This window comes from Pseudomonas sp. Mb7, assembly GCF_054790525.1.
Map to the genome: position 1 here is coordinate 2,072,834 of NZ_CP186501.1, position 19,255 is coordinate 2,092,088.

At 59.7% G+C, this 19,255-nt stretch carries 19 protein-coding genes; 12 read left to right on the top strand and 7 right to left on the bottom strand.

The genetic code is table 11. From position 1 onward, the window contains the following. Positions 1-27: 27 nt before the first annotated feature. The 3 genes from ACOYXH_RS09525 to ACOYXH_RS09535 all read right to left on the bottom strand — a co-directional run bounded on the left by ACOYXH_RS09525 (position 28) and on the right by ACOYXH_RS09535 (position 1,692). Complete coding sequence (locus ACOYXH_RS09525; RefSeq protein WP_371917969.1) at positions 28-315, bottom strand: type II toxin-antitoxin system RelE/ParE family toxin; 288 nt, start codon at positions 313-315, stop codon at positions 28-30. Further along, positions 296-490: a type II toxin-antitoxin system RelB family antitoxin gene (gene relB / locus ACOYXH_RS09530; RefSeq protein WP_460410589.1), complete on the bottom strand. Its 195-nt coding sequence runs from the start codon at positions 488-490 to the stop codon at positions 296-298. The genes ACOYXH_RS09525 and relB overlap by 20 nt, the downstream gene beginning before the upstream one ends. Before the next feature lie 254 nt (positions 491-744). Continuing rightward, positions 745-1,692 (bottom strand): SphA family protein, encoded by a 948-nt coding sequence (locus tag ACOYXH_RS09535; protein WP_095049844.1) that lies wholly within the window; start codon positions 1,690-1,692, stop codon positions 745-747. Between the two features lie 211 nt (positions 1,693-1,903). Here ACOYXH_RS09535 and ACOYXH_RS09540 point away from each other — a divergent pair, with 211 nt between their 5' ends. From ACOYXH_RS09540 to ACOYXH_RS09590, 11 genes are all read left to right on the top strand, one after another. Beyond that, a complete protein-coding gene (locus ACOYXH_RS09540) occupies positions 1,904-3,001 on the top strand; it encodes an AraC family transcriptional regulator (RefSeq protein ID WP_460410591.1) in 1,098 nt (365 codons plus the stop codon). A 317-nt stretch (positions 3,002-3,318) separates the two neighbouring features. After that, complete coding sequence (locus ACOYXH_RS09545) at positions 3,319-4,206, top strand: Dyp-type peroxidase (protein ID WP_320414340.1); 888 nt, start codon at positions 3,319-3,321, stop codon at positions 4,204-4,206. Positions 4,207-4,216: 10 nt separating this feature from the next. After that, positions 4,217-5,185, top strand: coding sequence for a Gfo/Idh/MocA family protein (locus ACOYXH_RS09550; RefSeq protein WP_220558711.1), 969 nt, complete (start codon positions 4,217-4,219; stop codon positions 5,183-5,185). Between the two features lie 221 nt (positions 5,186-5,406). After that, on the top strand, positions 5,407-6,159 hold the full coding sequence (locus tag ACOYXH_RS09555) for a GntR family transcriptional regulator (protein WP_127927000.1): 753 nt from the start codon (positions 5,407-5,409) through the stop codon (positions 6,157-6,159). Continuing rightward, positions 6,156-7,886: a fumarate reductase/succinate dehydrogenase flavoprotein subunit gene (locus tag ACOYXH_RS09560; protein WP_460410593.1), complete on the top strand. Its 1,731-nt coding sequence runs from the start codon at positions 6,156-6,158 to the stop codon at positions 7,884-7,886. Before ACOYXH_RS09555 ends, ACOYXH_RS09560 begins: the two co-directional genes overlap by 4 nt. Before the next feature lie 26 nt (positions 7,887-7,912). Further along, a complete protein-coding gene (locus tag ACOYXH_RS09565) occupies positions 7,913-8,158 on the top strand; it encodes a 4Fe-4S dicluster domain-containing protein (protein ID WP_003225615.1) in 246 nt (81 codons plus the stop codon). Between the two features lie 211 nt (positions 8,159-8,369). Next, a complete protein-coding gene (locus tag ACOYXH_RS09570; RefSeq protein ID WP_177409266.1) occupies positions 8,370-9,794 on the top strand; it encodes an ABC transporter substrate-binding protein in 1,425 nt (474 codons plus the stop codon). Between the two features lie 265 nt (positions 9,795-10,059). After that, entirely contained in the window at positions 10,060-10,839 is a 780-nt protein-coding gene (locus tag ACOYXH_RS09575) for an ABC transporter permease (RefSeq protein WP_460410596.1), read from the top strand. After that, positions 10,839-11,687 carry an ABC transporter ATP-binding protein gene (locus ACOYXH_RS09580; RefSeq protein WP_460410598.1) on the top strand — a complete coding sequence of 283 codons (849 nt, stop codon included), beginning with the start codon at positions 10,839-10,841 and terminating at the stop codon, positions 11,685-11,687. Before ACOYXH_RS09575 ends, ACOYXH_RS09580 begins: the two co-directional genes overlap by 1 nt. Then, complete coding sequence (locus tag ACOYXH_RS09585) at positions 11,684-12,646, top strand: HEAT repeat domain-containing protein (protein WP_460410599.1); 963 nt, start codon at positions 11,684-11,686, stop codon at positions 12,644-12,646. The genes ACOYXH_RS09580 and ACOYXH_RS09585 overlap by 4 nt, the downstream gene beginning before the upstream one ends. Then, complete coding sequence (locus ACOYXH_RS09590; protein ID WP_460410601.1) at positions 12,643-12,921, top strand: DUF971 domain-containing protein; 279 nt, start codon at positions 12,643-12,645, stop codon at positions 12,919-12,921. Before ACOYXH_RS09585 ends, ACOYXH_RS09590 begins: the two co-directional genes overlap by 4 nt. A 121-nt stretch (positions 12,922-13,042) precedes the next feature. Here ACOYXH_RS09590 and ACOYXH_RS09595 read toward each other — a convergent pair whose 3' ends face one another. From ACOYXH_RS09595 to ACOYXH_RS09605, 3 genes are all read right to left on the bottom strand, one after another. Beyond that, entirely contained in the window at positions 13,043-14,701 is a 1,659-nt protein-coding gene (locus ACOYXH_RS09595) for a phosphoethanolamine transferase (RefSeq protein WP_460410602.1), read from the bottom strand. A 211-nt stretch (positions 14,702-14,912) separates the two neighbouring features. Next, complete coding sequence (locus ACOYXH_RS09600) at positions 14,913-15,650, bottom strand: TorF family putative porin (protein ID WP_220558717.1); 738 nt, start codon at positions 15,648-15,650, stop codon at positions 14,913-14,915. Between the two features lie 145 nt (positions 15,651-15,795). Beyond that, on the bottom strand, positions 15,796-17,538 hold the full coding sequence (locus ACOYXH_RS09605) for an amidohydrolase (RefSeq protein WP_460410603.1): 1,743 nt from the start codon (positions 17,536-17,538) through the stop codon (positions 15,796-15,798). A 103-nt stretch (positions 17,539-17,641) separates the two neighbouring features. Here ACOYXH_RS09605 and ACOYXH_RS09610 point away from each other — a divergent pair, with 103 nt between their 5' ends. Further along, entirely contained in the window at positions 17,642-18,559 is a 918-nt protein-coding gene (locus ACOYXH_RS09610) for a LysR family transcriptional regulator (RefSeq protein ID WP_095049858.1), read from the top strand. Between the two features lie 48 nt (positions 18,560-18,607). On the opposite strand, the gene ACOYXH_RS09615 is transcribed toward ACOYXH_RS09610, so the two are convergent. Next, positions 18,608-19,204, bottom strand: coding sequence for a LysE family translocator (locus tag ACOYXH_RS09615; RefSeq protein ID WP_095049859.1), 597 nt, complete (start codon positions 19,202-19,204; stop codon positions 18,608-18,610). Positions 19,205-19,255: the final 51 nt, after the last annotated feature.

Genomic DNA, 19,255 nt, shown 5'->3' on the forward strand with positions numbered 1-19,255 from the left:
GGCCGGTTGGTCGCCCTTTTTTTATATTTATGAGGTTCGTGGGTATTGTTGTCGGGTGTGGACTAACGTCAGGATTTTGATGCGCCCGTTCACTCGATAGACCAGTAGATAGTTTGGATTGACCACCATTTCCCGAGTGCCTGGTACTCGACCGGATCTGTAACCATAGGGAATTGATGAAAGCCTTTGCGTTGCTGCACCCACTTTGCGCTGCAGAGCCGCTGAAGCGTTGGAATTGTATTGTTCAATGTAATCGATAATGTCAGCCAGATCGTCCAGAGCTTGATCACTCCATTCAAGCGGCAGTGCGTCGATTCTTGCGTTTCTCTTCTAATAGTTGGTCGAGCCGCACCATGGCTTCCTCATGGGGAATGCCTGAGCGAGGATCATCCAGTGCAGCCTGCACCTTGGCACGAAACCAGCGATCGTAGCTCTCTGCCTCTTCTTCGGATTCGAACTCAGAATAAAACGGGGAAAGCAATATGCTCATATGACCTCCGTGATCAATGTCAAGCAGTCTAAGGGGGGAACGGCCCGTTGTCGTCACTGGCTGACGATGCACCCCATGAACCCTTGAGCAACCATGGGATAACGGAGCCCAGTATCTGCAAGCGCACCCTTTAAATCTGCCAGACGTTTCCCCCTGTTGTCCGGTAATCTCGACCGCCGCTGTAGGCGTATTCCACCCATGCGTTTTTCAGGTTTTCAGGCTACAAAACCGGGTGTTGTTTCCTACAAATACACTCAGAACGCATAGGGAATACTCACCTTCGCCCACAACATTTCCCCCTCCGGCCGGTTCTCCACGTCAAATTCCTTGGCCCAGCGAATCTCCGCACTGGCGTACTTGAGAAAGGTAAAGTGCAGCGCCGGGCCAATCGCGAACACCTTGCCGCGCACACCATCATCGACGTCCTGCCCGGCAAACTGCACGGTGTGGCCGAACTGTTTGTCGTCGGTGGTCTGCTTGAGGAAGTAGCCGTTGACGCCGAGCATCAGGTCGTCGGTGATCTTGTAGCTGGCCGAATAATCGAAGTGGAAGATCTGCCCGGACTTGTAGTCAGTGTCCTTGTTCTTCTCGTTGAAGCTGTAGGTGGTCTTCATCGAGACTTCGGTGCGTTCAGTCGGTAACCAGGTGAACGAGAACAGCGGCTTGTAGGTGTAGAAATTGTTGCTGGTGTTGGCCAGTCGATCGACGCTGTATTCGCCGGTGGGCACGGTGATTTCCACGGCGGCGCCGAGGGTCAGGTTTTTGCCCATGTCCCACAGAATGATCGGCGCGATGGTGGTATCGCCCATGCCTTCGCGGGTGTCGCTCAAGCCGAACACCGAGACTTCCTGCTTCAACCACGGCTGGGCGATGTAACCGGCCAGACGCCCGCCGAACACGCGCACGGGGCTTAAATAATCGAGACGCGGAATCACCGCAGTGGATTCGATTTCGACCTTCGGTACCTTGCCGCCCAGCGAACTGATGTTGAGCTTTGTCGACTTGTAATGGTTGTAGTAGAGATTGAACGCGACCATGTTCTGCGGAAGGCTGTCGACTTCCAGCGGCAGCATGAAGAAGCCGTCGGTGCCGGTGCCGATGTTGTCGACCCCGGCTTCGGTGGCCAGGGCGGGCAACGTCAGGGTGCAACCTGCGATGAAAAGGGCGAGCGGCAAGAAGGATGTTGCACGGTTCTGGCTCATGACTGTCCTCATTATTATTGTGATTGGGACCTGGTACCGGTCGCTCGGAGCGCCGGTACGCTAGAAATAAGCGTTTGGCGTACGTTGGGGCAGGGTATTGGCGGACACCGAGGGGGGCATCTGCGGACAGTCCGTAAACCTTGTGCTAACTTCCTTCGACATAACCGGTTACAAAAATAACAATCAAGCGTGATCCGGAATGTCAGCCCCCATGAACGTAAAAGTCCAAGACCCGACCTTCGAACTGGCGCTGGTCTCGCCGTTCCTCCTGCAAACCCTCGCCGAAGTCGTGCAGAACAGAGGAATCGATTCCCAGAGCCTGTGCCGTGGGCTGGGTTTCACCCTTGAGGATCTGCAGGATCCGGCGCAGCGGATTTCCTATCGCCAAGCCGTGGCGATGATTCAGCGCGCGCTCAAAGTGCTGCCCAATCAGGGGTTGGGATTGTGGGTCGGCGCGCAGAACGTACTCGGTACTTTGGGTCTGCTTGGGCATGTGTTGTCGCTGTGCAAGACCTTGCGTGATGCCTTTGCGCTAGGCATTCGTCATCAACACACCTCGGGCGGGATTGTGGTGTCCAGTGTTGATGTGGTCGGCGCTCAGGTGCATCTCGATGCTGAATGTCGTCTGCCATTTGCCGATGTGCAGGTGTTTGCGGTCGAGGAGTTCTTCGCCAGTTTGCTGGTGTATGGCCGCGCGCTGGTGGGGGGTGAGTTCAAGGCGATTGCCGTGGAATTTGTGCATGCCGCACCGGATTACCTCAGCGAATACCAGCGCCTGCTCGGGCCGGACGTGCGCTTCGGTTGCCTGCACAATCGCATGCTGATCGATGCGCAGTGGCTGGACGTGAATCTGCCCAATCATCATTCGCTGGCGTTGCGTCAGGCGGTGGCATTGCTGGAGCTGGAAGCGGCGCAGGTGCATCAGAAACTTGATTTGATTCAGGCTGTGGAACGGGCGATTGCGCGGGATTTGAGTAGCGGCAGTCACATCGAAAAGATTGCTGGCGATTTGAATATGAGCAGCCGTACGTTGCGCCGGCGTTTGACTGAGCATGCGCTGACGTTCGAGGCGTTGCTGGAGCAGGTGCGGCAGGCGCGGACCCTGAGTTTGCTGGCCAATCCTGATATGCCGATTGAGCGGATTACCGAGGAAGTCGGCTACAGCGATGTGCGCAGTTTTCGCCGGGCGTTCAAGCGCTGGACGGGGCTGAGCCCTAGCGCTTGGCGTAATGACGCACACCCTCACCCCAGCCCTCTCCCGGAGGGAGAGGGGACCGACCGAGGTGTCTTGCGTCTTACATCGACCTGAAAGGTCTTTGTCGATTATGGATTCACCGATGCACGCTCAATTCAGTGTCTTACCTCGAACATCCCCTCACTGCAGCCCTCTCCCGGAGGGAGAGGGAGCCGACCGAGGCGTCTTGCGAGTTACATCGACCTGAAAGATTTTTGTCGATTATGGATTCGGTACAGCACGTTCAAGTCGGTGTAGATCTTTAATATCCCCCAATCAATTCCCTCTCCCCCCGGGAGAGGGCTAGGGTGAGGGGCTTTTGACTTCCATCCAAACCCACACAAACCCTCCGGCCACAGGTAAACTCCCGCGCACTTTCCCAAGGAGTTCACATGAGTTACTACCAGCCGGGCATTCTCGCCACCCCTGTTCCTGCGCAAGCGCGTCACCTGTTTTTCGCCCTTGAGTCGGTTGAAGCCCTGCCGCAGGCGCTCGACAGCCTGCTCAATCAGGTGGACGGCAAGTCGGCGGTGGTCGGTTTTGGTGAATCCCTGGCTAAGGCGCTCAACATGCAGATTGACGGCCTGCGCAGCTTCCCGGCGCTGACCGGCGTTGGCGTCGAGAACCCGTCAACCCAGCACGCGCTGTGGGTGTGGCTGCACGGCGTCGACCGTGGTGAACTGCTCAACCGCTGCAACGCCCTCGAAGCCGCACTGGCACCAGCCCTGCGTCTGGTCGAGATGCAGGAAGCCTTCCGCCACAAGGACGGCCACGACCTGACCGGCTATGAAGACGGCACCGAAAACCCCCACGACGAAGCCGCCATCGCTGCCGCCCTGCAAAGCGCAGGCACCGACGGCATGGTCGGTGGCAGCTTCGCCGCGATCCAGCAGTGGCAGCATGACCTCAAGGGTTTCCACAAACTGTCCGCCGAGGACAAAGACAACATCATGGGCCGTCGCCTCAGCGACAACGAAGAAATCGACGACGCACCAGTCTCCGCCCACGTCAAACGCACCGCACAGGAAAGCTTTGCCCCGGAAGCCTTTGTCGTGCGCCGCTCGATGCCGTGGATCGAAGGTGATCGCGCCGGTCTGATGTTCCTCGCTTTCGGCTTCTCGCTGGATGCCTTCGAAGCACAACTGCGCCGTATGAGCGGCCTGGAAGACGGCATCACCGATGGTCTGTATCGCATCAGCCGGCCGATCACTGGCGGCTATTACTGGTGCCCGCCGCTGAAGGACGGTCACCTCGATCTGCGCGCCTTGCGCATCGGCTAAAGGAAGAGACATGAACGTGGTGCGCTGGGGCATGATCGGTTGCGGCAGCGTCGCTGAACGCAAGAGCGGCCCGGCCTTCTACAAGGCGCCCGGTTCGGCGTTGGTGGCGGTGATGGGCCGACGCCTTGAGGCCGTGACTGACTATGCCGCGCGCCACGGCATCGAGCGGGTTTACACCGACGTCGATGCGCTGATCAACGATCCCGAGGTGGACGCGGTGTACATCGCCACACCCCCCGACAGCCACCACGCCTACAGCCTGAAAGTCGCTGCGGCCGGCAAACATTGCTGTGTGGAAAAGCCCATGGCGCTGAATGCCGGGCAAAGCCGCGAGATGCAGCAGGCGTTTGCCGATGCCGGTTTGCATTTGTTCGTTGCCTACTATCGTCGCTCATTGCCGCGTTTTGCGCAGGTGCGGCAATGGCTGGAGGAGGGGCGCATTGGTGAGGTTCGGCATCTGAGCTGGACATTGACCAAGGCACCGTCGCCGGCGGATCTGCAGGGGCGCGACAATTGGCGCACCGATCCGGCGGTGGCCGGTGGCGGTTACTTCGCTGATCTGGCCAGCCATGGTTTTGACCTGTTCCAGTACCTGCTCGGCGACATCGTTGAAGTGGCCGGATTCACGGCGCGGCAGGCGGGTTTGTACGCGGCGGAAGATGCCGTCAGCGCCAGTTGGCGGTTCGCTTCCGGAGCGCTGGGCATGGGCTGCTGGAGCTTTGTCGCGGATAGGCGCGAGGATCGGGTCGAGATCATTGGCAGTCTCGGGCGGATCATTTTTTCGGTGTTTGATGAGCATCCCGTGCAGTTGCATGCCGATGAACACCTCAGCCTGGAAATCCCCCATCACGAGCACATCCAGTGGCATCACGTGCTCGGAATGAATGCGCATATTCGTGGAGATTCCAAACATCCCGCCGTCGCCGAACAAGCCCTCAAAACCGACTGGGTCATGGACCAGATCCTCAAACGCCACTGACCTCCAGTCTTACACCATCCCCTGTGGGAGCTGGCTTGCCAGCGATAGCGGTGGTTCAGATAGCCAATCAGTTGGCTGACAGAACGCCATCGCTGGCAAGCCAGCTCCCACAGGGAATCGCGTGTGTCATGCATCTAAGGTTATGCCCAAACAATATTTCTCAACCTTGTCATAACATCTCTATGATCACGTCATAACTCGTTATAACAAGTGATCCCGTGATGACCGATAACGTTCTCTCCCTTAGCAGCGTCCCGCTGCACACCCAACTGCGCGACGTCCTCCGTGCGCGGATTCTCGACGGCGAATACCCGCAAGACAGCCAGATGCCCTCCGAAAGCGAACTCGGTGCGTTGTTCAAAGTCAGCCGCATCACCGTGCGCCAGGCGCTGGGCGATCTGCAAAAGGAAGGGCTGATCTTCAAGATCCACGGCAAAGGCACCTTCGTCGCCAAGCCGAAAACCTTTCAGAACGTCAGCAGCCTGCAAGGCCTCGCCGAGTCGATGACCGGCCGTGGCTATGAGGTGATCAACCGCCTGCGCAGCTTCAAATTCATCCCGGCCGACAAACGCGTCGCCGAGCGTTTGCAAGTCGCTGAGGGCGAGATCGTCGCGCAGATCAAACGTGTACGGTTGATCAATCGCGAGCCGATCTCGCTGGAAATCACCTACCTGCCGAAAATCGTCGGCGAGCGGCTGGAGAAGGCTGATCTGGTCACCCGCGACATCTTCCTGATCCTCGAAAACGACTGCGGCATCGCCCTCGGCCACGCTGATCTGGCCATCGACGCAGTGCTCGCCGACAGCGACCTGACCCAGGCGCTGAACGTCGAGGCCGGCTCGCCGATCATGCGTATCGAGCGTCTGACCCACGACGCGCAAGGCCAACCGCTGGACTTCGAACACCTTTACTACCGTGGCGATGCGTTCCAGTACCGCCTGCGGATCGACCGGCAAAAAGGGGAGCAGGCATGACCCGCAACGTGCTCGAACAGGAATACGACATTGTCGTCATTGGCGGTGGCACTGCCGGCCCGATGGCCGCGATCAAGGCCAAGGAAAAGAACCGCGACTTGCGCGTGTTGCTGGTCGACAAGGCCAACGTCAAACGCAGCGGCGCGATCAGCATGGGCATGGACGGCCTGAACAACGCGATCATCCCCGGCCACTCGACGCCCGAGCAGTACACCAAGGAAATCACCATCGCCAACGACGGCATCGTCAATCAGGCCGCCGTTTACGCCTACGCCACCCACAGTTTCGAAACCATCGAGCAACTCGACCGTTGGGGCGTGAAGTTCGAGAAAGATGAAACCGGCGATTACGCGGTGAAAAAGGTCCACCACATGGGCGCCTACGTGCTGCCGATGCCGGAAGGGCACGACATCAAAAAAGTCCTCTATCGGCAGTTGAAACGTGCGCGGGTGAGCATCACCAATCGTCTCGTCTGCACGCGGTTGCTGACTGACGAGGAGGGCACCGTCAACGGTGTGATGGGCTTCGATTGCCGCACGGCCGATTTCCATGTGATCAAGGCCAAGGCAGTAATTCTCGCTTGTGGCGCTGCCGGGCGACTCGGTCTGCCTTCGTCGGGCTACCTGATGGGCACCTACGAGAACCCGACCAACGCCGGCGACGGCTATGCGATGGCCTATCACGCCGGCGCCGAACTGGCCAACCTCGAGTGCTTTCAGATCAACCCGCTGATCAAGGATTACAACGGTCCGGCCTGCGCCTACGTGACCGGTCCGCTGGGTGGCTACACCGCCAACAACAAGGGTGAACGCTTCATAGAGTGCGACTACTGGAGCGGGCAGATGATGTGGGAATTCCACCAGGAACTGGAGAGCGGCAACGGCCCGGTGTTTCTCAAACTCGATCACCTGGCAGAAGAAACCATCCAGACCATCGAGGAAATCCTCCACAGCAATGAGCGCCCGAGTCGTGGTCAATTCCACGCCAATCGCGGCACCGATTACCGCACGCAAATGGTCGAAATGCACATCTCCGAAATCGGTTTTTGCAGCGGTCACTCGGCCTCCGGGGTGTGGGTGAACGAACGCGCCGAGACCTCGGTGAAAGGCTTGTATTCGGCCGGTGACATGGCCGCTGTGCCGCACAATTACATGCTCGGCGCCTTCACCTACGGCTGGTTTGCCGGGCATAACGCCGCAGACTTTGTCGCCGGCCGCGAGTTTTCTGCGCTGGATGCCGCGCAGATCGAAAAGGAAAGGGCCCGGGTCTACGCCCCGCTGGATCGCGAATATGGACTGCCGCCGGCGCAGGTCGAGTACAAGCTGCGGCGTTTCGTTAACGACTACCTGCAACCGCCGAAAGTGACCAAGAAAATGCAGATCGGCCTGCAACGCTTCAGCGACATCGAGCGCGATCTCGAGCAGATGAAGGCCAACAACGCCCACGAACTGATGCGCGCGATGGAAACCAGCGTGATCCGCGACTGCGCCGAAATGGCCGCTCGCGCCTCGTTGTTCCGCGCCGAAAGCCGCTGGGGTCTGTACCACTATCGCGTTGATCATCCGCAGCGCAACGACAGCGAATGGTTCTGCCATTGCCACCTGAAGAAGGGCAATGACGGCCAGATGACCAGTTTCAAGAAAGCCGTCGAGCCTTACATCATTCCGCTTGATGCCGAGGAAATGCAGGCTTACGACCGTTTACGGGTCGGCGCATTTGCCGCTTGATGCACTACTGAAAGAGAGTCCGAACCATGGCCTATCAAGCTCAAGAAATCTTCTTCCGCTCCAACGCCCCCGTCACCGTTGATGAGGACAAATGCATTGCCGAAAAGGGCTGCACCGTGTGCGTGGACGTCTGCCCGATGGACTTGCTGGCGATCAATCCGGCGACGCAGAAGGCCTACATGGCGTTCGACGAATGTTGGTACTGCATGCCGTGCGAGAAGGATTGCCCGACGGGTGCCGTCAAAGTCGACATCCCCTATCTCCTGCGTTGAAACCCGATCCCCTGTAGGAGTGAGCCTGCTCGCGATAGCGGTGTGTCAGTCAGCACATCAACATCTGGAAAACCGCTATCGCGAGCAGGCTCACTCCTACATTTGGAACTGTGACAACCCAAAGCCATCCGGTGAACCCCGGACGCTGGATTCACCGAAAACCCCTCGTTTCCCACCGCGCCCTGATCGCGGCGGAGACGAACTCAAATAAATGATTCGAGGGGAAACACTCATGTTGCGTGCAGCAATCGCCGGTCTGGTACTGGCTTCGTTCACTTTGTCGGCCTCGGCCGAAACCATCCGCATCGCCATCGGCACCCAGGACACCACCATCAATTGCGCCGCTGGCGGTCTGTTGATTCGTGAACTCGGTCTGCTCGACAAATATCTGCCCCACGACGGCGCCTACCAAGACGCGAAGTACGACGTTCAGTGGAAGAACTTCACCAGCGGCGCGCCGCTGACCAACGAGATGGTCGCCGGCAAACTCGACTTCGGCGCCATGGCCGATTTCCCAGGTGCGTTCAACGGTGTTGCGTTCGAAACTGCCGGCAAGCACAGCCTGTTCATCAGCGTACTGTCGGGGAGCATCAAGGGCAGCGGCAACGGCATCGTCGTGCCGAGTGCGTCCGGCGTGCAATCGCTGAGCGAACTCAAGGGCAAGACCATTTCCGTGCCGTTCGCCTCCACCGCCCACGGCATGTTGTTGCGCGCGGTGGCGGAGCAGGGCTGGGATCCGCTCAAGGACGTCAACATCATTGCCCAGCCACCAGAAGTCGCCGGCTCGGCGTTGCAGGCCGGCAAGATCGACGCCCACGCCGATTTCGTGCCGTTCGCCGAGCTGTTTCCGAGCCGGGGCTTCGCCCGCAAGATCTACGACGGCGCCCAGGCCAATGCGCCGACGTTCCATGGTGCGCTGGTGGATCAGGCGTACGCGAAGAAGTACCCGGAAGTCGTCGTCGCCTATTTGCGGGCGAGCATCGAGGCCAATCAACTATTGGCCGCTGAGCCGGAGAAATACAGCGAGTTGATCGCCAAAGTCACCGGCGTCGATGCCGAAGTGAACTACCTGTTCCACGGCCCACTCGGCGTGCAGACCCGCGACTTGAGCTGGAAGCCGGAATATCGTCAGGCGGTTGGTACGGCCATCGATACGTTGAAGCTGTTGAAGAAGGCTGATCGTGGCCTCGATCTGAATACGTTCATCGACGATCAATACATCCGCGCCGCGTTCAACGCGTCGGGTCTGGACTACACGGCGCAGCTGGCCAACTACGCACAGACGCCACTGAAGGCTACGGATGCGACGACGGGGAAAGCGATTACTGACTTCAGTCATGTCGCGGAAATCTGGGTGCGCGGTGAGGACAAAGTGCGCCGCTATGCCTCCGCTGAGTCCGCTTTCACTGCGTTGGCGGCGTTGAAGCAGGAAGGCAAAAACATCCGTGCGGTGTATGCACAGGCCAGTGACAGCGGGATCAAGTTGTTGGCTGAGCAGGCGTGGTTTGCCAGTGATGCGAAGGGCCGGTTGAGTGCGTTTTTGCTTAAGGGGCAGGCTCAGCAATATGCGTCGGCGCGGGGTGGCAAGGTTCTCGATTTCGCCGATGCCACTACTCAAGCGGTTGCTGTCCGCTGATAGAAGATCAAAAGCCCCTCACCCTAGCCCTCTCCCAGAGGGAGAGGGGACTGACCGAGGTGTTTGGACTCGCTACGCCGACCTGAAATGCCGAGTCGAACTCAGGTTTTGAAAAGCACGCAGGTTGGCTCCCCTTCGAGTCGAACTCAGGTTTTGAAAAGCACGCAGGTCGGCTCCCTTTCCCCCTCGCGCCCCTGGGGGAGAGGGCTGGGGTGAGGGGGTAAATATCAGTCATCACACAGATCCAGAACCGGAAACCCGCTCGATGAAAACACCCATCCGCTGGACATCAAGAGCCGCGTCACTGCTGCTCTGCCTGCTGTTCTGGCAACTCGCCGCCAGCCACCACTGGAACCTCGGCCTCGTCACCTTCGCCAACGTGCCCACCCCCGTGGCCGTGATCGAAGCAGCGCTAGGCCTGGGCGACTCCGGCAAGCTCCTGCAGCACCTGACCGCCAGCCTCAGCCGTGTGTTCGCCGGCTACCTCGCGGCGCTAGTCATCGGCATTGCTCTCGGCCTGGCCATTGGCCGTTCGAAGTGGGCCGAAGACCTGCTGCTGCCACCGCTGGAAGTCCTGCGCCCAATCCCCGCCGTCGCGTGGATCCCCCTGGCGATCCTGATGTTCCCATCCTCCGAACTGTCGATGGTCTTCATCACCTTCACCGGCGCGCTGTTTCCGATTCTGCTCAACACCGTGCACGGCGTCGAAGGCGTCGACCCGCGTCTGATCGCCTCCGCGAAAAGCCTCGGGGCAGGGCGCCGGGCGATCCTGCTGGAAGTGATCCTGCCCGGCGCCGCACCCAGCATCATCACCGGCCTGGCGATCGGCATGGGTACCTCATGGTTCTGTCTGGTCACTGCGGAAATGATCTCCGGTCAGTTCGGCATCGGTTATTACACCTGGGAGTCCTACACGATTCAGAACTACGCCGACATCGTCGTCGGCATGTTGCTGATCGGCGTGCTGGGCATGGGCAGCAGTCTGCTGATCAAACGCCTGGGCGGGTTGTTCACGCCTTGGTATCGACCGCGAGGAAAAGCCTGATGAGCGTGATGCAAACCCCGGAAGGGCGGATCGACATTCGCCAGTTGTCCATCGTCCTCGGCGCAGGGCGTGAAGCGTTCGAAGCCGTGCGCGAACTTGATTGCCAGATTGAACCGGGTCAGTTCGTGTGCATTCTTGGTCCGTCCGGTTGCGGCAAATCGACCTTGCTTGGCGCCTTGGCCGGGCACCTCAGCGCTCATGCCGGCAGTCTGAAAGTCGATGGCGCGGCGGTGTCCGGGCCGTCTCCACAGCGCGGCATGGTGTTCCAGCACCACACGCTGTTTCCGTGGCGTACGGTGCGTGACAACGTGGCTTTCGGCCTGAAAATGCGTGGTATCGGCAAGGCTGAGGGCCACCGCGCCGCCGATGAAATCCTCAAACTGGTCGGCCTCGACGGATTTGCCGAACGCTGGCCCGATCAACTCTCCGGCGGCATGCAGCAACGGGTGGAGATCGCCCGCGTGCTGGTCAACCGCCCGCGTCTGCTGTTGATGGACGAGCCGTTCGGCGCGCTGGATGCGCTGACACGTCTGAACATGCAGGAACTACTGCTGGACATCTGGACGCGTATCCGTACCACGGTGGTGTTCGTCACTCACGACATCGACGAGGCACTGTTCCTCGCCGACCGCTTGCTAGTGATGAGCGCGCGACCGGGGCGAATCATCGAAGACTTGCGCCTGGATTTCGCCCGGCCACGCACCAGCGAACTGGTCACCAGCCCCGAATTCTCCCGACTCAAACGCCACTGCCTCGACCTGCTACGCCACGACAACGACCGACCGCTGCCGCGCCTCAACCCGCTCGGCCTGCCTCCCGAAAACCCTTTGCCGCGATTTGCCCTATGACCTCTATTTTTGCTGTGACCGATAACCAGGACATTCTCGATCTGCAACCGCGCCTGACTGCCGAAGACGCCGGTGTGCGACGCATTGCGCTGATTGATCTGGCGGATCTGGAAGAACCGGATGGCTTGCTCTGGCTGGTTGATCGCCTGAGGCAAGATCCCGCCGAAGAGGTTCGCGCTGAAGCCGCACGTTTGCTGGAAGCCTGGGAAGATGAGGGCGTCGTGCAGGCCTTGTGTGAAGCCTTGACCGACACGTCGCCCGCCGTGCAATCGGCCGCCGCGCAGAGCCTGAGCTTGCTCAAAACGGAAGCGGCGGGGCAGGTGATTTTGCCGTGGACCGATCACGCCGACGTCAGTGTGCGTATCGCCGCATTCCGTGCCTTGCGTGAGTTGCGTTTCGCCGCAGCCGCGCCGGCAGCGGTTTCGGCGCTGAACGATGTCGACGCCAGCGTTCGTCGTGAAGCCGTGGGCGTGCTCGGCTGGCTCAAGCAGCTCGACGCATTGCCCGCCCTGGCACGATTGGCCAGCGCTGACCCCGACACCGAAGTACGCCGTGCTGCGACTGGCGCTTTGGGCTTGGCCTCCAGCGCCGAAGTGTTGCCAGCCCTGCGCCAGGCCTTGCGGGATGACGCCTGGCAAGTACGCGAAGAAGCCGCGACGACCTTGGGCAAGGTCGGCCACATTGACGCTGGTTCCGCGCTCGTCGAAGCCTTGAGCGATGATTATTGGCAAGTGCGCCTGCGCGCTACCCGCAGCCTCGGCCGTTTGCGTTTCGCCCCGGCGCTGGACGCCCTGATCGACACCCTCGGTCATCGCATCAGCAACCTGCGCAAGGAAGCCGCGCTGGCCTTGGGCGAACTGCATGATCGCGGCGCCGTGGCCGCGTTGCAGGCTGCGCAGGACGACGGCGACCCGGAGGTGCGCAAAGCCGTGCGCATCGCCTTGAGTCAGTTGCAATGAACCCGCTGTCGATGGCTAATTCGCAAAGCGAAGGCACCTTGTGCTTGAGCTGGCCGGACGCCCGCGAACAACAGCTCTATCACGCCGAACTGCGCCGCCAGTGCCCGTGCTCGCAATGCCGCGCGTTTCGCCTCAAAGGCATGACACCACTGGTGGATGATCGCGTGCGCCTGATCGAACTCAACCCGCAGGGCTACGGCGTGCAAATGATCTTCAGCGATGGCCATCAACGCGGCATCTACCCGTGGGCCTATCTGGCAAACCTCACCTCCTGAGAGCACCATTCCCTGTGGGAGCTGGCTTGCCAGCGATGGCGGCTTGTCAGTCAACACAGATGCCGGATGTGCCGGCCTTATCGCTGGCAAGCCAGCTCCCACAGGGATCTTCAGTGTTTGGTTAATTCGTGGCCGTCATCGCCGGCCGGCAGCCATGAAAAATATCCAGCCCTGGCTGATACACCGACGTCCTCACATCAAACAACCCCAGCAGCGAGTGGAACAGGTTGTCATGGCTCAGGTCCGCCTGCCCGGTCTTGCCTTGCAAACAACCGCGATCGATCCCTTCACTGGCGAGCGTGCCATTGCCAAACCACATCACCATCGGCACATGGGTCTGCGCTTGCGGCGCCAGCGCATACGGCGCCGCGTGCAGGTACAGCCCGTTCTCGCCCAGCGATTCGCCGTGATCGGAGACGTAAACCATCGACGTGTCCAGTGAGTCCTGATTGCGCTTGAGCAGTTCGATGACCTTGGCAAGGAAATGGTCGGTGTACAGAATCGTGTTGTCGTACACGTTCACCAGTTCATCGCGGCTGCAACTGCCCAACTGGTTGGTGTGGCAGATCGGTTTGAAGCGCTCCATGTCTTTCGGATACCGCTCGTAGTACTCGGGGCCGTGGCTACCGTCGGCGTGCAGGACGATGATCGCGTGGCCCTTGAGGCTGTCGATGTAGCTTTGCAGGTCTTGCAACAGCGCCTCGTCGAGGCAGTTGTTGCCGTCGCAGAATGGCCCCGGCTGATTCTTCGAAATGTCGCGATGCGGTACGCGCAGGCAGGTGCCTTTGCAGTCGCTGTTGTTGTCCAGCCACAGCACTTGCACGCCGGCACGCTGGAGAATGTCAAGCAGGCCTTCGTAGGTTTTGCCTTTCTTGTCGCTGTAATCCTCACGCGGGAACATCGAGAACATGCACGGCACCGAGACCGCCGTCGACGTGCCGCAGGAATGCACCTGAGTGAAGTTGAGGATGTCGAGTTTGCTCAGTTCGGGATTGGTATCGCGCTCGTAGCCATTCAGCGAGAAGTGATCGGCGCGAGCAGTTTCACCGACCACGAAGACCATCAGCGATTTCTTCTCGCGGCTGGCCGCCTTGGCGCTCATCACCGCGTCTTCGCCGATGGCCTGCACCACGAAATGCTTTTTGATGCCCAGGCGTTGCTTGGTGTACTTGCTGATCGCGTAGATGTAGTTGGTCGGGTTGATGAAGTGGGTGAGTTTGTCTTCTTCGCGGAAGATTGGCGCGTAGGTCGAATAGAACGCGCCCACCGAGGCGGCGATCACCAGCACACAGGCGATGATCACCAGCATCTTGTTGAGCAGACCGCGAAAGAACGGCCGATAACTGACCGGCCAGCGCCAGATCAACGCCGCCGGCAATACACCGAGCAACAGCACGTAAGCCAGCAGCTTGCCGCTGAACAACGCGGTGGCTTCGGCGGGGTTGGTTTCGAAGACGTTCTGCATCATCACCGTGTCGATGGCGATGCCGTATTCATTCATGAAATACGCGGCGCAGGCCGAGAGCAGGGCGACCACGGTGAGCACCGGTTTCAGTGTCCAGCGAAACGACACCAGTGTCAGCAGCAGGGTGATCGCGGCCCACAAAAACAGCGCGAACGAGGCGAAAAACGCCAGTTTGTGCGCGCCTTGCAGGGTGATCAGAGTGCCCAGCGCCTCCCAGGTCGCCAGGTTGTACAACGCCACCAGCGCCAGGGAGAACAGCAGCACCAGCCGGGTAGGCGTGATGGACGGTAAGCGCAGTCCGTTGCCCAAAGCCATGTCAAACATTCCTCTACTTGAATAGAACATCACGCGGTTACGCGTGTAACTGTAGAAGAGCATTAGTAAAAAATTTGTAAACATCCTGTAACAAGTTCGACCCCCATTTCCTGTACGAGCTGCCGAAGGCTGCGATCTTTTGATGTTGTTCTTAACATCAAGATCAAAAGATCGCAGCCTTCGGCAGCTCCTACAGTGGGATTTCGCTGGGTCAGAAAGATTTGCTGACGCTGGCGACGACGGTGGCGGTGCAGACGTCTTTGAAACCCCAATTGCTCAGACATTGGGTTTGTGAGAGATCGGTGTCGATGTAGCTCAGGCCCAGTACCACGCCGGCGAGGTTATGGGTGAGTTTGACTTCCCACTCGCGATAACTGTCCTCGGCCTGCCCGGACGCCGAGTACAAATGCGGATCCTTGAAATCCATATTGCCGTAACGCAGCTTCAACCCCGAGTCGTACGGCAGTTCAGTTTCATAACCGATGTAGCTGTACAGCGAACTCTGTTTGCTATCAATTCCCGGCGCATCACTGGAGTAATACGCCGCCAACTTCACCCCATAAACCCCGAGAATCCCGTAGACCTCGCTCTGGTTGAACTGGCTTTCCTTGGGGTAGGCGTACTTGATGTAGCCCAGATCGAGGCTGACTTCCTCGGTCGCCTGCCACAGCCAGCCGCCGTAGTAATCGACTTCCTGACGGGTTTTCAGGCCACCGCCGAAATCGACGTTGGAACTCCACGCGCCGAGGTACAGACCGCTGCTGTGCGCGAGAGTCAGGCCGGCCTGCATGGCAGGGTCGTTCTGGGTTTGCGAGATGCCCCGGGTGCGGTAATCACTGGCTAAAGTGAGATCCACCAACAGCGCAAAGTCATCGTTTAAAGGGATCGCAAAGCTGCTCAACGGCAGCAGACTGAAAAAACTCAGGGCGAACAGGGGCAAGGCTTTCATGTGAAGTCCCGATGTTGTGATTGTTATGGGGGCAGGAGGTAAACCTGTAGGAGCTGCCGAAGGCTGCGATCTTTTGATCTTGGTTTTTAAAATCAAAGTCAAAAGATCGCAGCCTTCGGCAGCTCCTACAGGGGGATCAATGTTGTTATTGGGTGGCGGTGTAGACCTGACGGCCGCCGAACCAGGTCTGCAAAACCTGGGTGTCATGCAGGGCCTTGTTGTCGACGCTGAACACATCGCGGTCGAGCACGATAAAGTCAGCCTGCTTGCCCGGCGTCAGCGAGCCGATCTGCTTCTCCAGGCCAATGGTCCGCGCGGCGTTGACGGTGTAGGCGTAGAACATGGTTTCACGGTCCAGACGCTCATCGGCATTGAGCACACCCAACGGTCCGACACGGGTAATCGCCTGGGCCATGGCGTTGAACGGATTCGGTGTCGACACCGGCCAGTCACTCGCGCCGGCGATCGTCGCGCCCTGTTTCAGCAGCGAATGCGCCGGGTACTGATAGCGGAAGGCGAGGGCGCTGACGTAGGGCTTGATCATGTCGGTGGTGTAGTCGTCGGCACTGGCCCACAGCAGTTGCATCGAGGCGATGACGTTGAGCTGTTTGAAGCGGGCGAACTCTTGCGGGTTGACCATTTGCAGGTGAGTGATCGAGTGGGTCACGCCGCTCTGGCGATCCTTGCGCGCCTGAGCAATGCCGTTCAGCGATTCCCGCACCGCACGGTCGCCGATCGCGTGGATGTGCACCAGCCAGCCGCGCTGGTCGATGGCGCTGACCAGTTCGCCGAAGTGTTGTGGATCGATCAGCAGTTCGCCCTGTTTGTGCGAGTTGCTGTACGGGTCGATCATCGCCGCGCTCTGTGCCGGGAATTCAATCACGCCGTCGGCGAAGATCTTGATCCCGGGCAGGGTCAGGTTGGGAATGCCCTGGAATTGCTGGCGCACCTTGTCCAGCGTATCGAGGTCGGAGGGTAGGCTTTTCGGGTTGGCCACCAACAGCGCCGCGACGTGCACGCTCATGTCGCCGCTTTCCGACAGGGCTTTATAGGCCGGCAGCACGCCGACGGTTTTCTCGGTCGGTTTGAGGGCGAACACCGCTTCACCTGGTGCGGCGTTGGCGGCAGGGTCCATCCACGCGGTGATACCCAGGCTGTTGTTGTAGCGCACCGCTGATTTGGCAGCGCTCAACATGTCGGTAGGGCTTGGCACTGGCATCTTCGAGGCGACCCGGTCCCAACCGGCGTCGACCACAAAGCCGTTCGGCTCACCGTTGGCCAGTTTGCCGATGGTGTCTTTTTCCGCGTCTGGCAGGGTTTTCAGCAGGGCCGAATCAATCCCGGTGCGCTTGAGCATGACGTTGTTGGCCCACGCGGTGTGGTGGTCGCTGCCGATGAATACCACCGGCACATTGGCCCATTCGCCGCTGTTGAAGGTGTTGCCCAAGGCCTCGGCCTGCGCCCAATAAACCGAACTCATGCCGGCAATGCTCAGCACATCGCCGTGTTTGGCCTTGCCGTCTGCACGCCAGTCGCGCAGGCGTTTTTGCAGTTCGTCGAGGTCGACGACTTCGTCTTCCATGTTCGCCGAGACCATTTCCAGTCCACCGAAAATCGCGTGGGAATGGCTGTCGATGAGGCCGGGCATCAGCGCTTTGCCCTTGAGATCGATCACTTGGGTGCCGGGTTCGATCAAGGCTTTGATCTGCGTGTCGCTGCCGACTTTCAGCACTTTGCCGTTCTCCACGGCCAGTGCTTGCACCTTGGGTTGCGCGCGGTCAGCGGTAAAAATCTTGCCGTTGAGCAGCACCAGATCGGCGGCGGCCATGGCTTCCATCGAGGCAAAACTTACAGCGGCTGCCAACAGACTCGGGATGAATCTTTTCATTGAAGATTTCCTTGTTATTGCGTCTGATGGCCAGATTAGTGGCTGGCAACGGCTGACAGAACGCCTCCCTCACGAAAAACGTTTTTGCCTGAATGGAAAAAGCATGGACAAGTTGGGTGCATTGAAAATGTTCGTGGTCACCGCGCAGCTCGGCAGTTTCAGCCGCGCCGCCGAGCAGTTGGGCAAGACCCCGTCGGCGCTGACCAAAGCGGTCAATCACCTGGAATCGGAGCTGGGTGCACGCCTGTTTGAGCGCAGCACACGGCGGATTCTGCTTACCGAAATCGGCCGGGTGTACCTGGAAACCGCACGGCTGGTGTTGCAGCGGCTGGACGAGGCCAGCGAGGAAATCGAGCAGTTACAGCACGGCTTGCGCGGCAACCTGAAAATCACCGCACCACTGGCGTATGGGCGGGCGTTTCTCGATCAGGTGTGTGACGGCTTTTTGCAGCAATACCCGCAGATCAGCCTGCAAGTGGATCTGTGCGATGCCTTCGTCAACCTGCTGGAAAGTGGTTATGACCTGGCGCTGCGTGAAGGCCACGATGACTTGCCGGGGCTGATTGCGCGGGTGGTGGGTAGCAATCGACTGGCCCTGTGCGGCAGTCCGGAGTACCTGGCGCGCAAGGATTTGCCGGTGACTCCGCAAACCCTTGAGCAGCATGAGTGGCTGCTCTATCAGCACCCATTGCTCAGCCGCGAATTCTGGTGGGCCGAGCGCGATGGGCAGCGCTTGAGTCTGGCGCAACCGGCGGCACCGCGGTTGCGCAGCGACAATTACGACTTGCTGCTGGCCAGTGCTTTGGCCGGGCGCGGTTTGCTGCATACGCCGCTGTGGAGCGCCGCACCGTACATTGCCGACGGGCGACTGGTGCGGGTCATGGCCGATTACGACATCGACCCGGATACCTTCGGCCCGCACATTCTCGCGGTGTACCCGAGCCATCGGCGGGCCACGGCGAAGGTGGTGGCGTTCATCGATTACATCTCGGCATTCCTCATCGAACGTGGCCTGAGCTGACAGCCCATTCCTCCGTAGAAGCAGCCTTCGGCAGCTCCTGCAGGGGCGTTATGCCAGGACGGTCAGCCATGCCGAGAGCAGCAGCAACAACGCCAGTGCCGCATTCATGCGTTTGAACGCCCGTGGCGAACCCATCAACCGTGCGCTGCCCACACCCAGCAATGCCCAGAACGTCATGCACGGCAGCGACACCAGCAAAAACGCCAGTGACAACACCAGCAGCCGCAGAGTCTTGTCACCCCCGCCAACAAACACGCTGACCACTGCCACCGCCATCATCCACACCTTGGGATTGACCAGTTGCAGCATGGCAGCGCCCAGCACGCTGAAACTTTCTTCCTGGGCATCCGCCGGGTTCAGTGATGGCGGCGTGCTGCGAAAGATCTGCCACGCCAGCCAGCTCAACCAGAGCACGCCGCCCCAGGCCATGGCATGCTGCACACGCGGGTAGCGCAGCAACGTTTCGCCGGCACCGAGGCCGACCATCAGCACGATCAGGGCCGCCGCCGCGCAGGCGCCAAAAATGATTGGCAATGTGGCGAGCAGGCCTTGGCGCGAACTGTGGCTCAACACCAGAATATTGGTCGGCCCCGGCGTGATCGAGGCAACGAAAGCAAACAGCAGAAAGGGCAGTAATGACGCCATGATCGGGATTCCCTGAAAATCAACACAGGTATCCATGATCGCCAGACGGCG

Excerpts from the sequence above, each read along its gene's own strand:
- ACOYXH_RS09615 (WP_095049859.1), bottom strand. The coding sequence starts at position 19,204 with ATGGCGTCATTACTGCCCTTTCTGCTGTTTGCTTTCGTTGCCTCGATC.
- ACOYXH_RS09555 (WP_127927000.1), top strand. The coding sequence starts at position 5,407 with ATGACCGATAACGTTCTCTCCCTTAGCAGCGTCCCGCTGCACACCCAA.
- ACOYXH_RS09545 (WP_320414340.1), top strand. The coding sequence starts at position 3,319 with ATGAGTTACTACCAGCCGGGCATTCTCGCCACCCCTGTTCCTGCGCAA.
- ACOYXH_RS09540 (WP_460410591.1), top strand. The coding sequence starts at position 1,904 with ATGAACGTAAAAGTCCAAGACCCGACCTTCGAACTGGCGCTGGTCTCG.
- ACOYXH_RS09550 (WP_220558711.1), top strand. The coding sequence starts at position 4,217 with ATGAACGTGGTGCGCTGGGGCATGATCGGTTGCGGCAGCGTCGCTGAA.
- relB (WP_460410589.1), bottom strand. The coding sequence starts at position 490 with ATGAGCATATTGCTTTCCCCGTTTTATTCTGAGTTCGAATCCGAAGAA.
- ACOYXH_RS09605 (WP_460410603.1), bottom strand. The coding sequence starts at position 17,538 with ATGAAAAGATTCATCCCGAGTCTGTTGGCAGCCGCTGTAAGTTTTGCC.
- ACOYXH_RS09595 (WP_460410602.1), bottom strand. The coding sequence starts at position 14,701 with ATGGCTTTGGGCAACGGACTGCGCTTACCGTCCATCACGCCTACCCGG.
- ACOYXH_RS09600 (WP_220558717.1), bottom strand. The coding sequence starts at position 15,650 with ATGAAAGCCTTGCCCCTGTTCGCCCTGAGTTTTTTCAGTCTGCTGCCG.
- ACOYXH_RS09575 (WP_460410596.1), top strand. The coding sequence starts at position 10,060 with ATGAAAACACCCATCCGCTGGACATCAAGAGCCGCGTCACTGCTGCTC.
- ACOYXH_RS09560 (WP_460410593.1), top strand. The coding sequence starts at position 6,156 with ATGACCCGCAACGTGCTCGAACAGGAATACGACATTGTCGTCATTGGC.
- ACOYXH_RS09590 (WP_460410601.1), top strand. The coding sequence starts at position 12,643 with ATGAACCCGCTGTCGATGGCTAATTCGCAAAGCGAAGGCACCTTGTGC.
- ACOYXH_RS09585 (WP_460410599.1), top strand. The coding sequence starts at position 11,684 with ATGACCTCTATTTTTGCTGTGACCGATAACCAGGACATTCTCGATCTG.
- ACOYXH_RS09580 (WP_460410598.1), top strand. The coding sequence starts at position 10,839 with ATGAGCGTGATGCAAACCCCGGAAGGGCGGATCGACATTCGCCAGTTG.
- ACOYXH_RS09570 (WP_177409266.1), top strand. The coding sequence starts at position 8,370 with ATGATTCGAGGGGAAACACTCATGTTGCGTGCAGCAATCGCCGGTCTG.
- ACOYXH_RS09610 (WP_095049858.1), top strand. The coding sequence starts at position 17,642 with ATGGACAAGTTGGGTGCATTGAAAATGTTCGTGGTCACCGCGCAGCTC.
- ACOYXH_RS09565 (WP_003225615.1), top strand. The coding sequence starts at position 7,913 with ATGGCCTATCAAGCTCAAGAAATCTTCTTCCGCTCCAACGCCCCCGTC.
- ACOYXH_RS09535 (WP_095049844.1), bottom strand. The coding sequence starts at position 1,692 with ATGAGCCAGAACCGTGCAACATCCTTCTTGCCGCTCGCCCTTTTCATC.